This is a genomic window from Oerskovia paurometabola (genome assembly GCF_016907365.1).
Lineage (GTDB): Bacteria > Actinomycetota > Actinomycetes > Actinomycetales > Cellulomonadaceae > Oerskovia > Oerskovia paurometabola.
This window is the reverse complement of the sequence record NZ_JAFBBV010000001.1, coordinates 1,231,673-1,246,299: the sequence shown is the minus strand read 5'-3', so window position 1 is coordinate 1,246,299 and position 14,627 is coordinate 1,231,673. Positions and strand designations below refer to the sequence as shown.

The following is a 14,627-nucleotide window of genomic DNA, read 5'->3' as shown; positions in this document are numbered from 1 at the left end:
ACCCCCCGCCGACCAGGCTGGAGCCATGAGCAGAGACAGGACACCTCCCCGAGCAGGAACGGGCGCCCCGGCCGTCGAGGTCCGCGGGCTCACCAAGCGGTACACGCAGCGCGGCGGCGTCGTGAAGCAGGCCGTCGACGGCCTGGACCTCACGGTCGAGCGCGGCGAGATCTTCGCGGTCCTGGGACCCAACGGTGCGGGCAAGACCACGACGGTCGAGATCCTCGAGGGCTTCCGCAAGCGCGACGGCGGGCAGGTCCAGGTCCTGGGCGAGGACCCCGCGCTCGCAGGGCGCGCATGGCGCAGCCGGATCGGCGTCGTCCTGCAGGACTCGCGCGACCAGGCCGAGCTCACGGTGCGCGAGCTCGTGCACCACTTCGCGACCTTCTACCCGGCCCCGCGGGACCCCGAGGAGGTGATCGCCGCCGTCGGGCTGCTGGAGAAGGCGTCCACGCGTGCCCGCCAGCTCTCGGGCGGCCAGCGGCGTCGCCTCGACGTCGCCCTCGGGATCGTGGGCGACCCCGAGCTGCTGTTCCTCGACGAGCCCACGACCGGGTTCGACCCGCAGGCGCGTCGCAGCTTCTGGGACCTCGTCCTGGGGCTGCGCGCCGACGGCACCACGATCCTCCTGACGACCCACTACCTCGACGAGGCCGCGCACCTGGCCGACCGCGCCGCCGTCGTGCGCGACGGGAAGGTCGTCGCCCTCGGGGCGCCGGCCGACCTGGGCGGGCCAGGTGCGCTGCGCCCCGTCGTGCGGTGGGTGTCCGACGGCGTCGCGCGCGCCGAGCGGACCGACCACCCGACCGCGCTGGTCACCTCGCTCGCGGCCACCCTGGCCGGACCCGACGGCGAGGTGCCCGGCCTGCGCGTGCTCCAGCCGAGCCTCGAGGACGTGTACCTCGAGCTCATCGGAGCCGCGCCCGTCGCCCCGTCCGGTTCCCCCTCCGGCTCGGCCCCGTCCGCCGCAGCGCCGCCCGGAGCCCCGCACGACGCCCCCACCTCTGCCGTCCTGTCCGCTCCCGTCGCCGAGGAGGCCTCCCGATGAGCACCCAGACGTCGCCCACCCGTGCGCTGCCCGCCGGGCGACCCCTGCCCGGCGTCCTCGGCACTGGCCTGCGGCGGACCTGGATCGAGATGCTCGCGTTCCTGCGCGAGCGCGACGCGGTCGTCTTCATCCTGGCCTACCCGCTCATCATGATGGCGATCTTCGCGACGGTGTTCGGGCAGGAGGAACAGGGCAGTGCCGCAGGATCCGTGCCGTACGCGCAGTACTTCCTGCCGGGCATGGTCGCCACGGGCGTCATGCTCACGAGCTTCCAGAACCTCGCGATCTCGATCGCGGTCGAGCGCGACGACGGCACGCTCAAGCGCCTGCGGGCGACGCCCCTGCCCGCGACCTCCTACTTCCTGGGGAAGATCGGGCAGGTCCTGCTCGTCACGACCGTCCAGACCGCCGCCCTGCTGCTGCTCGCCACCACGGCGTTCGACGTCCCGATGCCGACCACTGCCGCGGCCTGGGCCACGTTCGCGTGGGTGTTCGTGCTCGGCACCGCGACCGGCTCGGTGCTGGGCGTCGCGTTCTCCTCGGTCCCCCGCTCCGGGAAGTCCGTGAGCGCCGTCGTGGCCCCGATCGTCCTGGTGCTGCAGTTCATCTCGGGTGTGTTCTTCGCGTTCTTCGCCCTCCCGTCCTGGATGCAGCAGATCGCCTCGGTGTTCCCCCTCAAGTGGCTCGCGCAGGGCATGCGCTCGGTGTTCCTGCCGCCCGAGGCCGCGGCCCTCGAGACGGGCGGGTCGTGGCAGCACGGCGCGACGGCTGCTGTACTGGTGGCGTGGCTCGTCGTGGGCCTCGTGGTGGGGATCCGGACGTTCAGGTGGAGGCGGCGTGACGACGGCTGAGAGCCCGGTGGACCGGCCGGCGACGGAGCGCGCGGCGGGCGGTCGCCCCGTGCACCCCGCCGCGGGCCAGGGCCCGTCGACCGGCTCTGCGCTGGACAGCTTCGAGTCCTCGTGGGACCACGTGGTCGTGTGGTGGGACGTGGGCTTCTACGTCGTGGTGCTCCTGAGCGCGGTCGCGCTGCTCCTGGCCGGGATCGAGCCCGACCGGCTCGCCCTGGCCCTGGGTGCGATCGGCGTGATCCTGCTCGCGTACACGTTCCTCGGCAGGCCGGCGGCGCGGAACCGCGACCAGCGTCTGGCGGTCTCCTACCTGCTGATCCTGATCGTCGCGACCGACGTCGCCGTGATCCAGAACCAGCTCGGGACGTTCCTGCTGTTCGTCGCGTTCACCCAGATCTGGATGCTCTCGGAGCGCCGGTGGGTCAGCCTCGCGCTCTCGACCCTGCTCGCGGTCGGCACGACCCTCGCGCTCACGTCCGAGTCCGGGTTCTCCCGCGAGGCCCTCACGAGGGCCGCACCGCAGATGGGCGTCGCGCTCGCCTTCTCGATCCTGCTCGGGATCTGGGTCGGCCAGACGATGCTCCAGACCGCACGCCATGCCCAGCTCGTCGACGATCTCAACGCCGCGCAGGCAGAGCTCGGTGCGGTGCACCACGCGGCGGGGGTCGCGGCCGAGCGCGAGCGCATGGCCCGCGAGATCCACGACACCCTGGCACAGGGGTTCACGAGCGTCGTCATGCTCGCCCAGGCCGCGAGCGCCGACCTCGACCGCGACGACGTGGGTGCGGCCCGGGACCGGCTCGCACTCGTCGAGACGACGGCGCGCGACAACCTGGCCGATGCCCGGTCCCTCGTCACGGCGTTCTCCCCCGTGCCGTTGCAGGGCGCGACGCTCGTCGAGGCGATCGAGCGCCTGGCCGGCCGCTTCGAGGACGAGTCGGGGGTCGCGGTGACGCTGCGGCTGTCGGTCGTCCCGGGGCTGGGCAGCGCCGAGGACGTCGTCCTGCTGCGGTCCGCGCAGGAGGCCCTGGCCAACGTGCGCCGGCACGCGCAGGCGAGCTCCGTCGTCGTCTCCCTGGGCGAGGGGGCGGGGCCGGGCGGCCCCGAGGGGGCGGCACTCGACAGCGCCACGGTCGTCCTCGAGGTCACGGACGACGGTCGGGGGCTCGGACCGGGCGTCGTCGAAGGGTTCGGTCTGCGCGGCATGCGTGAACGCGTCGCCGAGGGTGAGGGCACGGTGCACGTCCTGTCGCCCCCGGGTGGTGGGACGAGCGTCCGGGTCGAGCTGCCCGTGCCCGCCGACCACCCCGCCGGCGCCCCGCCCCATCCCGCCCCTCTCCCCCGGAGCCACCCGTGACCTCGACCGCCGACCGTCCGTCCTCGTCGCCCACCCGCCCCAGCACGACCGTCTCGGCGACCGGGACCGGTGCGCCCTCGTCGGCTCCCACGGTCCGCGTCCTCGTCGTGGACGACCATCCCGTGGTGCGCTCGGGGCTCGTCGGGATGCTCATGGCCGAGCCGGACCTCGTCGTCGTCGGCGAGGCGGGCGACGGCCGCGAGGGCGTGACCCTCGCGCACGAGCTGGGTCCCGACGTCGTGCTCATGGACCTGCGCATGCCCGTGCTCGACGGCGTCGGTGCGACGACCGAGATCCTCGCCTCCTCCGCGCCGGGGGCGAGGCGCCCGCGCGTCGTCGTGCTCACGACGTACGAGACCGACACCGACATCCTGCGGGCCGTCGAGGCCGGCGCGACGGGCTACCTGCTCAAGGACACGCCGCGCGAGACGCTCGTCGCAGGGATCCGTGCCGCAGCCCGCGGAGAGACCGTCCTGGCCCCCACGGTCGCGACGCGGCTCGTCACGACCGTGCGGGGAGCCGGCGAGCGCCTGACGGCGCGCGAGGCCCAGGTCCTGGCCCTCGTCGCGCGCGGGCTGAGCAACCCTGCGATCGGGCGCGAGCTCTTCATCTCGGAGGCCACGGTCAAGACGCACCTGCTGCGCGCCTTCGCGAAGCTCGGGGTCGACGACCGCACGCGCGCCGTGACGGTCGCGATCGAGCGGGGCATCCTGCCCGGGGCGTGACCTCGCCCGGTCCACCGGGGCCGTCGGGGCGACGGCGCGGCGAGCAGGACCGCCGAGCGGTGCGGGCAGGGTGCGAGACTGCCTCTGTGCGTGATCTGGCGAAGCTCCCCAAGGCCCACCTCCACCTGCACTTCACCGGCTCCATGCGGCCGGCGACGTTGCACGACCTCGCCACGCAGTACGGCGTACGGCTCCCGTCGGCCCTGCTCGACGGCGACCCGCTCCGTCTGCCCGCGACCGAGCGCGGCTGGTTCCGGTTCCAGCGGCTGTACGACGCGGCGCGCGCGTGCGTGCGCTCCGAGGCCGACATGCGCCGGATCGTGCGCGAGGCGGCCGAGGACGACGCCGCCGAGGGGTCGGGCCGCCTCGAGATCCAGGTCGACCCCACGTCCTACGCGCCCTTCGTGGGCGGCATCTCCCCCGCCGTGGAGATCGTGCTCGACGCGGCGCGAGAGGCCAGTGCGGCGACCGGGACCGAGGTCGGCGTGATCGTCGCGGCCTCCCGCATGCGGCACCCGCTCGACGCGCGGACCCTCGCGCGTCTCGCGGCCCAGTACGTGGGCGACGGCCCGGGCGAGGTCCTCGGCTTCGGACTGAGCAACGACGAGCGGCGCGGTGACACCGCGGCCTTCGCCCCGGCGTTCTCGATCGCCCGCCGGGCGGGCCTCGCGCTCGTCCCGCACGGGGGCGAGCTGCTCGGCCCCGACCACGTGACGGAGGTGCTCACCGACCTCGACCCCGACCGGATAGGGCACGGGGTGCGCTCGGTCGAGGACCCGCGAGTCCTCGACCAGGTCGTCGAGCGCGGGGTGGCGCTCGAGGTCTGCCCCGCCTCGAACGTGTCCCTCGGGGTGTACGACGACGGCGCGCAGGTCCCGCTCGGGGCGCTCGTCGACGCGGGGGCCCAGGTCGCCCTCGGCGCCGACGACCCGCTGCTGTTCGGCTCACGGCTCGTGGCGCAGTACGAGTCCGCGCGGACCGAGCACGGGTTCTCCGACGCGGAGCTCGCGGACCTGGCCCGGTCCTCGATCCGGGCGAGCCGCGCAGGCACGGCGACGCGGGCACGGCTGCTCGCGGGCGTCGACGCCTGGCTCGCCGAGGAGCCCGCGGCGCCCGAGGGCGCTCCCGGCCCCGCGGGCGCTCCCGGCCCCGAAGGGGGGCGGGCGGTGCGATGACGGGAGGGACCGTCGGGCGGCCGGAGGCGGGTGACACACGCTCTCATCCCTCTCTCATGCGCACCCGAGATACTCGCGCCATGCGACGGACGACGGTGTGGGTGATCGCCCTCGTGCTGGTCGCACTCGGGGCCGGCGCCGGCGCGGTCGCGCTGGTCTCGGCAAGCCCACCCGACCGCGACCTGCGAGGCCTCGTCGTCCTGACACCAGCCCCGACCCCCCAGGAGACCACGTCACCGTCTCCGACCCTCACCCCGCCCCCCGACGAGACCACCGACGAGCCGGAGGACGACGGCGACGACGACGAGTCGGCGACCCCGAGCTCACCGCTGGTCCCCGTGCAACCCGCCCCTCCTCGCAGCGGCACGGACACGATCGGCAAGACCCCCGAGCAGACCTACGACGACGGCATGTACCACCCGGGCGAGCAGTACGACGACGGCATGTACCGGCCGTCCGACGAGTACGACGACGGCATGTGGACACCAGACACAGGGAACGGATGATGGCGCAGCACTCCCCGGGCAGCGGGCCCGCGCCTCGTCGCGCACCGTCCCGGCTCCAGACGGTCCGCGCGCGGATACTCGGTGCTGTCCTCGCCCTGGCCGCCCTCGGCCTGCTCATCGCGGGCGGCGTCGCGTACACGGCCCAGCGAGCGCACGTGGACGACCGCATGGACCAGTCCCTCATGCGCTCTCTGGAGGAGTTCGAGGCCCTCGCGCACGAGGGCGTGCACCCCTCGACCGGCGAGCGCTTCACGTCCTCGGACGACCTCGTGAACACCGCGATGCGCCAGACCGTCCCCGCCCCGCACGAAGGCATGGTCGGCTTCCGCGGCGGCCGGGCCCAGTGGATCGCCGCGACGCCCGTCCCCCTGCGGCTCGAGGACGACGAGGTCCTCATGGACGCGCTCGAACCTCTCTCGACCGGTCGGGACGTGGTGCTCCGGGAGATCACGACCCCGGTCTCGAGCTACCGGGTCCTCGTCGTGCCGGTGACCGACGGCGACGTCCCGTCGGCGCTCGTCCTGGCGTTCGACCGCAGCGCCGAGCACGCCGAGTTCGACCAGGTCTTCCGCACCTACGCGATCATCGCGGTCGTCACGCTGCTGCTGATCGCAGCAGTGGGCTGGCTCGTCGCGGGGCGCCTCCTGCGGCCCGTACGGCTCCTCGGCCAGACGGCCCGGCGCATCAGCGACACCCACACCTCCGAGCGCATCCCGGTCACGGGCAACGACGACATCTCGGACCTCACGCAGGCGTTCAACGAGATGCTGGACCGCCTCGCCGCGGCCTTCGACGCCGAGCACGAGCTCCTCGACGACGTCGGGCACGAGCTGCGCACCCCGCTCACGATCGTGCGGGGACACCTCGAGCTCATGGACCCCGATGACCCGGAGGACGCCGCGAGCACGCGCGACCTCGCGCTCGACGAGCTCGACCGGATGCACCGCCTCGTCGACGACCTCATGACCCTCGCCACGGCGGGCAGCCCTGGGTTCGTGCGGCTCGAGGAGACCGACCTCGGGCGGCTCACGGACGACATCCTCGACAAGGCGCGTCTCCTGGGCGACCGCCGGTGGGCCGTCGACTCGCGTACCGGGGCCACGGCCCACGTCGACGAGCAGCGTCTCACCCAGGCCTGGCTGCAGCTCGCGTCCAACGCCGTGAAGTTCTCCGCACCGGGTTCCACGATCACCCTGGGATCGGCGGTCCGCGACGGTCGCATCCGCCTCTGGGTGCGCGACGAGGGCATCGGCGTCTCGCCCGACCAGCTCGAACGCATCTTCGTCCGCTTCGCGCAGGCCGAGCGCGAGCCGGCGTTCCGGGACGGTGCGGGGCTGGGCCTCGCGATCGTCAGCGCGATCGCCGGGGGGCACGAGGGGCGGGTCGAGGTCTCCTCGACCCGTGGCTTCGGGTCGACCTTCACGCTCGACCTCCCGCTCGACCCCGGCCCCTCGGCGCCCGGCCCCGACGCTGCCGACCACGGCGGCCCGGGTGCAGCCTCCATCGTCCCGAGGACTCCCCTCGGCAGCACGGCCGAGACCCCCCTCACCATGGAGATCCCGGTCTCCTCTCGGGCACGTCAGGGTGAAAGGACATCGCTGTGAGCCAGATCCTCGTCGTCGAGGACGAGACCCGGATCTCGTCGTTCGTGACCAAGGGGCTGCGGGCCGCCGGATACGCGAGCGCCGCCGTGACCACGGGCCGGGAGGGGTACGACCTCGCCCAGACCGGGGACTACGACCTCATGATCCTCGACCTGGGGCTGCCCGACCAGGACGGGTTCACCGTGCTCCGCCGTCTGCGCGCCTCCCGCAGCACCATCCCGGTCATCATCCTCACGGCACGGTCGTCCGTGACGGACACCGTCGCGGGGCTCGAGGGCGGTGCCGACGACTACATGGTCAAGCCGTTCCGCTTCGAGGAGCTCCTGGCACGCATCCGGCTGCGGCTGCGGACCGAGCCCGCCGGAGAGGTCACGGTCCTCTCGCACGGGTCGCTCAGCCTGGACCTGCGCACCCGTCGGGCCCGCACCGAGGACCGCGAGGTCGACCTGTCGGCCCGTGAGTTCGCGCTGGCCGAGACGTTCCTGCGCAACCCCGGGCAGGTCCTGAGCCGCGAGCAGCTGCTGTCCCGGGTGTGGGGCTACGACTTCGACCCGGGCTCCAACGTGGTCGACGTCTACGTGCGGTACCTGCGCAACAAGCTCGGCGCCGAGCGCGTCGTGACGGTCCGCGGCATGGGCTACCGGCTGGCGGACCCTGCTGCCTGAGCGCGCTGACAAAGCCCCGTGCGGGACGCGCGGGACGACGAGAGGGCGGAGGCCCGTGTGCCTCCGCCCTCTCACGTACGGCCGGTGACGCGCCGACCGCTGAGCCCCGCCGGGGCGCCCTCCCCCTAGGGGGTGGGCGCCGACGGGGACGTCTGTGCCGAGACCGGGCTCTGCGAGCTCACAGGACTCGGAGCGGTGGTCGCGGTCTGGGCCGAGGTCGTCGATCCCGCGGTGACCGTGGACACGGTCGTCGTGGAGCTCGACGGGTCGAGGTCCGACGGGCTCGGGCTCGGGACGGCTCCCGGCGTCGTCGTGGCGTCGTTCGTCTCGACGACGGCGGGGGCCTCGACGTCCGCGCGCTCTTCCGCCGCCGCGATCGTGGCGCCGAGCCCGGCGCCGAGCACCCCGAGCGTGCCGGTGGCGATCCAGATCCTGCGAGCGTCCATGATTCCTTACCTCCTCAGACGATGGGCGGCCGGGCTGCCGCCCCGTCGTCACGAGACTCACAGGCCGACGTGAGAGGAGCAGGAGCCGCAGGTGAGAGGACTCTCAGACGCGTCTGCGCTCCCGCGAGAAGCTCCTCGGCCACACCGAGCCAGGTCTCCGCGAGTGCTTCGCGGGGCGCCCCGGGCAGGAGGGACAGGACGACCCCCGCGCTGCGCGCGCGGAGCCCGATCGGGTCGGTGGCGTCGCCGAACACTGCGAGGCAGCGGTCGACGAGGCCCTGGACGCCCGGGTAGACCTGGGGCGCGAGCGTCTCGAGGACCGCGAGGTGGCCCGTCATGCAGGCCAGGTCGTCGATGCGGTGACCGGGGCCCAGCGTGTCGACGTCGAGGACCGCGGCGACGCGACGACAGCCGGCACCGCCCACGAGCAGCACGTTCGCCTCGTAGAAGTCGCCGTGCGTCGCGACCACGGGGCCGGGGTCGCGGTCTGCCACGATCCGGCGCACCGCGCGTTCGAGGGCCTCGATGCGTCCCGCATGGCCAGGAAGACGCCCGACGGCGGCGCGCGCGTAGTGCTCGGACCGCTCGGCCCATGCGGCGCGACGCTCGAGCAGGACGGGGTCCTGCGGGAGGGCGACGAGTGCACGCAGGAGCTCGTGCGGGTCGATCGTCAGCGGCTGCTCGTGCCTGGCCGTGGACGCGATCGCCGACGCGAGCGTCTCCTCCGGCCGCGCCGCGAGGACGAGGATTCCCTCGCCGAGCGAGGCGAGGACGCGGGGAGCCGCGGGCGGGGCCGAGAGCGCGTAGCCCATGGGCGCAGCCTCGGCGACCAGGAAGAGGTCGTGCCGGATGCGGAGGTCCGTCACCCGGTCCGGGCGGACGACCTTGAGGTAGACGTCGCCGTCGGCGGTCCGTGCGCGCAGCACCGCGCGGCGCAACGGCCGGTACGTCACGAGATCGAGCCCCAGGACGAGCGGGGCGTGCGGGTCGAGCGAGCGCCACCGGTCGGTGAGCGCCGCGGCGTCGCAGGCGGTCGCCAGGCCGGGCAGCAGGGGGTCCACGGGATGACGCCACACGTGGACGGTCTGCTCGCCGTCGACGAGGCGCAGGATCCCGCGCCGCTCGACGACGTCGGGCGGGAGGTCCGCAGTCGTCGCCACGAGATACTCGGGCCGTCCGGCCGGGGTGCGGGGGCCGTCCGTGCCACCGCGGCCGCCGCGCACCGTGACCTCGTACCCCACGCTCACCTCGGCCCCGGGGCGTGCGTGCACCTGGTGCACGCGCCACGAGCCCAGGCTCACGTGGTCGACGGCGAGCGCAGCCTCCAGGAGGTCACCCGCCCGGGGACCGGTGAGGAGCTGCGCAGCGGTGTCCATGGAAGCAAGGAGACAGCCCAGGGGTGATGGGCACATGAGGACGGCATGAGAGAGCTCTCACACACGCGTTGACACCGGAGCACCACGCTGACATTGTGCCAACATGGTGACACAATCCGGACACGGTTCCCTGCACGTCGAGATCGACCCCGCCTCGGGGGTCCCGCCCTACGAGCAGATCCGTGCGCAGGTCGTCGCGCACGTCACTTCGGAGCGGCTCCTGGTCGGCGACCGGCTCCCGACCATCCGCGCGCTCGCCGCCGACCTCGGCGTCGCGGCCGGGACCGTCGCTCGCGCGTACCGCGAGCTCGAGGCGGCGGGGATCACCGCCACGAACCGGCGTGCGGGTACGGTCGTGTCCGACGGCGTGGCCCCCGCCGACGTCGTCGCCCGGCAGGCCGCCCACACCTTCGTCGCGACCGCGCACGAGGCAGGCCTGGACGACGACGCGATCCTCGACCTCGTGCGCGGCGAGCTCCTGCGTCGCCACGGCGACTGAGCGACGAAGGGCCCGGTGGGGTGGAGTCCGCCAGGCCCGGGGCGCCGGGGCCTGCGTCCGCGCGGCCCCCGACGCCACTCTTCACAACGATTGCGCAACCCCTGCCCACCCGATGTGCCACGTCTCGGCGCCACGTGGGACCGTGGTCACTCGGGGTCTGCGGAGGATCCCACGTCGAGGGGGAGCACGCATGACGGATCGACCGACCGGCACGAGATGGGCAGCGGTGACGGCCGCGGTGCTCACGATGCTGCTCGTGGGCGGGTGCGACGCGCTCGGACCTCGGGTCGACGGCGGGGCGGGACCGGCGTCGTCGTCCCCGCACACGACGCCACGCCCCTCTGTGACACCGAGCGAGTCACCTTCCCCGACGCCGACGCCGACGCCCCTCCCGACGCCCACCGTCGTCCCGACCCCTCCCCCGCCCGTCGAGCCTCCTCCTGTCGAGCCCCCGCCCGTCGAACCCCCGCCGGTCGAGCCCGACCCCGCGACCGTCGAGCTCGTCCGTGGCAGCACGGGCGAGCGGGTCACGGCGCTCCAGCAGCGGCTCGTCGACCTGGGCTACTGGGGTGCCGCCCCCGACGGCGTGTTCGGTTCGGGCACCCAGCAGGCCGTGTGGGCGCTGCAGAAGGCTGCGGGCATCAGCCGCGACGGCCGCGTGGGTCCCGCCACGCAGGCCGCGCTCGACCAGGGGGTGCGCCCCGCAGCGCAGAGCGGTTCAGGTCACGTGATCGAGATCGACATCGCCCGCCAGCTCGTCCTCGCGGTCGACGACGGGCAGGTCGTCAAGGTCTTCAACGCGTCCTCGGGCAACGGCGAACGGTACGAGGCCAAGGGCCGGACGTACGTCGCCAAGACCCCGCGCGGCACCTTCCAGGTGGGGCGGCAGGTCGACGCCAACTACGAGTCATCGCTCGAGCTCGGCAGCATGTGGCGACCCAAGTTCTTCACCGGCGGGATCGCGGTGCACGGCTCGGGCTCGGTGCCTCCGAGCCCCGCGTCCCACGGGTGCGTGCGGGTCACCAACGCCGCCATGAACTGGATCTGGGACTCCTGGGGCGCCCCTCCGGGCACGACCGTGCTGGTCTACTGAGGGTCCTGCCGGTCCACGAGATCGAGGACCGGCGTCGAGCCGGAGGCCTCCAGGCCCTCCCTCGACGTAGCCCGTCGCCTCCCGGTGAGCGCGGAGCGACCTCAGAGCGCGACGCCCACGAGCACGGGCTCCGGGACGAGCTCGATCCCGAACGCGTCGAGCACGCCGTCGCGCACGGCCCGCGCAAGCTCGACGACCTCCGCCGCGCTCGCACCGCCGCGGTTGGTGAGCGCGAGCGTGTGCTTGGTCGAGAGCGTCGCGGCGCTCGCCGGGCCGTGCACCCCGAACCCCTTGGTGAACCCGGCGTGCTCGATGAGCCAGGCCGCGGACGTCTTGACGAGCGTCGGGTCGATCTCGCCGAGGCTCGGCCCCGTCGTGCGGGCCGGGAGGGCCGAACGGACGGGGAAGCGCGGGGCGTCGGCCGGCAGGAGGTCCGCCAGGTCAGCGGCGACGACCGGGTTGGTGAAGAACGAGCCGGCGCTCCACCGGTCGTGGTCGGGGGCCGCGGGGTCGTCGAGCAGCATGCCCTTGCCACCCCGCAGCTCCAGGACCGCCGCGCGGACGTCCGCGCTGGGCGCGCGCTCGCCGACCTGCACGCCGAGCCGTCGCGCGAGCTCGGGGTAGCCGATCGGTGCGGACAGCGTCCCGAGGCGCATCTGGAGGTTGACCTCGAGCACGACGTAGCGCGGGGACGGGTACCAGATGTCGCCACCGTCGGGCGAGGCGTGCATGCTCCGCTTGAGGACCGACGTGCGGTATCCGAAGTCGAGGTCGACCAGCGCCAGGGTCCGGATCCGCGACTGCGCACGGTCCCACACGCGCACCGAGGCAACGACCCCGGCGACCTCCTGGCCGTACGCGCCGATGTTCTGGACGGGCGCAGCCCCGACGGTGCCGGGGATGCCGGACAGCGCCTCGACCCCGACCCACTCCTGGGCCACGGCCCGCTCCACGAGCTGGTCCCAGTCCTGGCCGGCCGTCACGGTCAGGCTCCCGCCGCCGCACGTGTCCTCGGCGTCGATGCGGATCTCGGCGCGCACGTCGCGCACCACGACCCCACCGAAGCCCTCGTCGCTCACGAGCAGGTTGGACCCGCCACCGATCACGAGGAGCGGCTCGCCCGCGTCGTCGGCCGCCCGGACAGCGTCCACGAGCTCGGCCTCGGTCGTGGCCTCGACGTACGCGTCGGCGGGGCCCCCGACGCGCAGCGTCGTGAGCTCGGCGAGCGTCGGCTGCTCGAGCACCTCTCGGGGTCCGGGAGCAGTGGCCTCGGTGACGGACTCGACGGCGGACGCGCGGCGCGGGGAGGTGGCGGTCATGGGTCCAGCGTAGGCGCAGACCGCCGCTCCCCCTGCGTGCTCGACGGGTGGTGGGTGCTCAGGGGAAACGCGTCTGTGCCAACGCCCGGTACTCGGAGCTGCCCGCGATACCCACACGCACCGCCCCCTCACCGTGCGACAACAACACCTGCGCCCACGCCGTCAACCCCGTCGGATCCGGACCACGCTGCAAGAACGTCGAGTAGTAACCACCCGCACGCATCCGCGCAGCCTCCATCGAGAACCACAGCTCGTCCACCATCCGCGAACGACCCCTGACCTCCATGACCTTCACCCACGCATCGATCTCCGACGGCGCAGCCCCCCGACCCAACATCGTCTGATACAACACCTGCACATAACCCTGCGGCGTCCCACCAGCCCGCGCGAAGAACTCCGACGAGTCGTAGAACCGACGCTTCACATCATCAACCGTCGCCCGCCCCGCATGAATCTCCCGCGCCCAGTCCTGCGCACCCACCGGATCCGGACCACGACCCAACGCCTCCATGTACGCGTTCGACACACGCAACGCCACATACTCCTGACTACGCGTCAACGACGCCACCAGCTCAGGCTGCCCCGCACCCGACACCAACGCCGCAGACCAACCCTCCAACCCCGTCGGATCCGGACCACGACCCAACAGATCCGTGTACAACGCCTTCACCACCGACTGCGCAGCGGCCTCCCCGCCCTGGGTCAGCGTCGGGGTGAACCAGTCGCTCTTGAGCCCGAGCAGGGTACGGACCTGGTTGCCCGTGAAGGTGCGCGTCGTCCCGCCCCCGGTCACTGCCACCTGGAGGACGCGCCCGCCCTCTGCACCGAGCCCGTTGCGCTGGGTCACGTCGAACCTGGTGATGGGGCCCGTCCCCATGGCCTTGGCGACGTCCGAGAGCGTGAACGAGACGGACCACGTGCTGTTCGGGTTCGACGCGGTCGCGTCACCGACGTCCTGGACCGCGGGGAAGGTCCCGCCAGCCGTCCACCCGCCGGTCGACGAGCTGAACTCGGTCCGGACGATCTGCACCGGGACCGAGCCCGGACGGTACCGGACCTGGCCCGCGGTCGCTGCGATCGCCCGGTCGGCGTTGGGGCCGTCGAGGCTGGTGCGGGCTCCACCGTTGGGCTGGTAGGCCGCTCCGAGATACACCTGGCAGGTCGTCGTGTCGCACGTCTGCGCGCCGGAAGGACGAGCGCTCTGCTGCGAGAGCGCGTACGAACGTGCCGCCACGGCCTGGGCCTTCAGGGACTCCAACCCGTTCGGACGAGCCCCCCAACCGTCGGGCGACTCACGCGGCACCACTCCGCGCAGGTAGTCCTCGGTCGCCACGTTGTTGACCACCATGAGCCCGGCGGTCCGTTGGTTGCGGCGAACGCTGAGCGTGCCGCGGTACGACCGTTCGCCACCCGACTCGCAGGTGCGGACATATCGCGAGACGTCGCTCGGCGAGCTCGTGGAGATCTCGACCGTCGCAGACGACCCGGCGGCGCTCCAGGGGCCGGAGCACGACGGCCCGACGTAGACGTCGAACGCGCCGTTCGACTTCGGCAGCACACGGACGGCACTGCCCGCCGACCCGGTCTCGGCCTGGGGGAAGCCGTTGACGACGAGGCCACGCCCCATCGCCGTGAGCGAAGAGGTGTGCGCGAGGAGCTCCACCGAGATGGTGGCCGGTGCGCCGCCCGTCGTGGCGGTGCCGCCGTAGTAGTGGTCCAGGATCTGCTGGTAGTCCCACCCGTGGTCGACGGCGTAGCCGAGCGAGCCGTACTGGCCCATCCCCCGACCGTGACCGTAGCCGTGACCGACGAACGACACCGTCCCCTCCCCGAAGTCGGAGGTCGCGACGGTCGCTGCCGCGGGGGCCGGCGGGGTCAGTCCGACCCCGGTGAGTGCCAAGGCCAGCGCAGCTGCGAGCGCGACGGCGAAGGGCCGAGATGACGTGCGGGTCATGAACTGCTC

General features: G+C 73.3%; 14 protein-coding genes. 10 read left to right on the top strand and 4 right to left on the bottom strand.

Going from position 1 to position 14,627, the window contains the following annotated elements:
• Nucleotides 1-25: 25 nt before the first annotated feature.
• The 8 genes from JOD48_RS05575 (at nt 26) to JOD48_RS05540 (ending at nt 7,931) form a co-directional block, all read left to right on the top strand.
• Nucleotides 26-1,048, top strand: a complete 1,023-nt coding sequence (locus tag JOD48_RS05575; RefSeq protein ID WP_204807986.1) for an ABC transporter ATP-binding protein — start codon at nt 26-28, stop codon at nt 1,046-1,048.
• Complete coding sequence (locus JOD48_RS05570) at nt 1,045-1,899, top strand: ABC transporter permease (protein WP_204807983.1); 855 nt, start codon at nt 1,045-1,047, stop codon at nt 1,897-1,899. Before JOD48_RS05575 ends, JOD48_RS05570 begins: the two co-directional genes overlap by 4 nt.
• On the top strand, nt 1,886-3,256 hold the full coding sequence (locus JOD48_RS05565) for a sensor histidine kinase (protein ID WP_307823985.1): 1,371 nt from the start codon (nt 1,886-1,888) through the stop codon (nt 3,254-3,256). The genes JOD48_RS05570 and JOD48_RS05565 overlap by 14 nt, the downstream gene beginning before the upstream one ends.
• A 146-nt stretch (nt 3,257-3,402) precedes the next feature.
• Nucleotides 3,403-3,981: a LuxR C-terminal-related transcriptional regulator gene (locus JOD48_RS05560; protein ID WP_239527641.1), complete on the top strand. Its 579-nt coding sequence runs from the start codon at nt 3,403-3,405 to the stop codon at nt 3,979-3,981.
• Nucleotides 3,982-4,067: 86 nt separating this feature from the next.
• Nucleotides 4,068-5,156: an adenosine deaminase gene (locus JOD48_RS05555; RefSeq protein ID WP_204807979.1), complete on the top strand. Its 1,089-nt coding sequence runs from the start codon at nt 4,068-4,070 to the stop codon at nt 5,154-5,156.
• An 80-nt stretch (nt 5,157-5,236) separates the two neighbouring features.
• A complete protein-coding gene (locus tag JOD48_RS05550) occupies nt 5,237-5,662 on the top strand; it encodes a hypothetical protein (RefSeq protein WP_191791570.1) in 426 nt (141 codons plus the stop codon).
• A complete protein-coding gene (locus JOD48_RS05545) occupies nt 5,662-7,266 on the top strand; it encodes a sensor histidine kinase (RefSeq protein WP_204807976.1) in 1,605 nt (534 codons plus the stop codon). The genes JOD48_RS05550 and JOD48_RS05545 overlap by 1 nt, the downstream gene beginning before the upstream one ends.
• Nucleotides 7,263-7,931: a response regulator transcription factor gene (locus JOD48_RS05540; RefSeq protein ID WP_191791574.1), complete on the top strand. Its 669-nt coding sequence runs from the start codon at nt 7,263-7,265 to the stop codon at nt 7,929-7,931. Before JOD48_RS05545 ends, JOD48_RS05540 begins: the two co-directional genes overlap by 4 nt.
• A 125-nt stretch (nt 7,932-8,056) precedes the next feature.
• Here the strand turns inward: JOD48_RS05540 and JOD48_RS05535 are convergent, their stop codons facing one another.
• Nucleotides 8,057-8,377: a hypothetical protein gene (locus tag JOD48_RS05535; protein ID WP_204807974.1), complete on the bottom strand. Its 321-nt coding sequence runs from the start codon at nt 8,375-8,377 to the stop codon at nt 8,057-8,059.
• A gap of 14 nt (nt 8,378-8,391) precedes the next feature.
• Nucleotides 8,392-9,753 carry a phosphotransferase family protein gene (locus JOD48_RS05530; RefSeq protein ID WP_204807972.1) on the bottom strand — a complete coding sequence of 454 codons (1,362 nt, stop codon included), beginning with the start codon at nt 9,751-9,753 and terminating at the stop codon, nt 8,392-8,394.
• 103 nt (nt 9,754-9,856) lie between these two features.
• Here JOD48_RS05530 and JOD48_RS05525 point away from each other — a divergent pair, with 103 nt between their 5' ends.
• Both JOD48_RS05525 and JOD48_RS05520 read left to right on the top strand, forming a co-directional pair.
• Nucleotides 9,857-10,252 (top strand): GntR family transcriptional regulator, encoded by a 396-nt coding sequence (locus tag JOD48_RS05525; protein WP_204807970.1) that lies wholly within the window; start codon nt 9,857-9,859, stop codon nt 10,250-10,252.
• A gap of 190 nt (nt 10,253-10,442) precedes the next feature.
• Complete coding sequence (locus JOD48_RS05520; RefSeq protein WP_225227277.1) at nt 10,443-11,345, top strand: L,D-transpeptidase family protein; 903 nt, start codon at nt 10,443-10,445, stop codon at nt 11,343-11,345.
• Nucleotides 11,346-11,446: 101 nt separating this feature from the next.
• Here the strand turns inward: JOD48_RS05520 and JOD48_RS05515 are convergent, their stop codons facing one another.
• Both JOD48_RS05515 and JOD48_RS05510 read right to left on the bottom strand, forming a co-directional pair.
• The gene (locus JOD48_RS05515) at nt 11,447-12,664 is read right to left on the bottom strand and encodes a UDP-N-acetylmuramate dehydrogenase (RefSeq protein WP_204807968.1); all 1,218 of its coding nucleotides are present in this window, start codon (nt 12,662-12,664) and stop codon (nt 11,447-11,449) included.
• Between the two features lie 58 nt (nt 12,665-12,722).
• A complete protein-coding gene (locus tag JOD48_RS05510) occupies nt 12,723-14,618 on the bottom strand; it encodes a DUF4214 domain-containing protein (RefSeq protein ID WP_204807966.1) in 1,896 nt (631 codons plus the stop codon).
• Nucleotides 14,619-14,627: the final 9 nt, after the last annotated feature.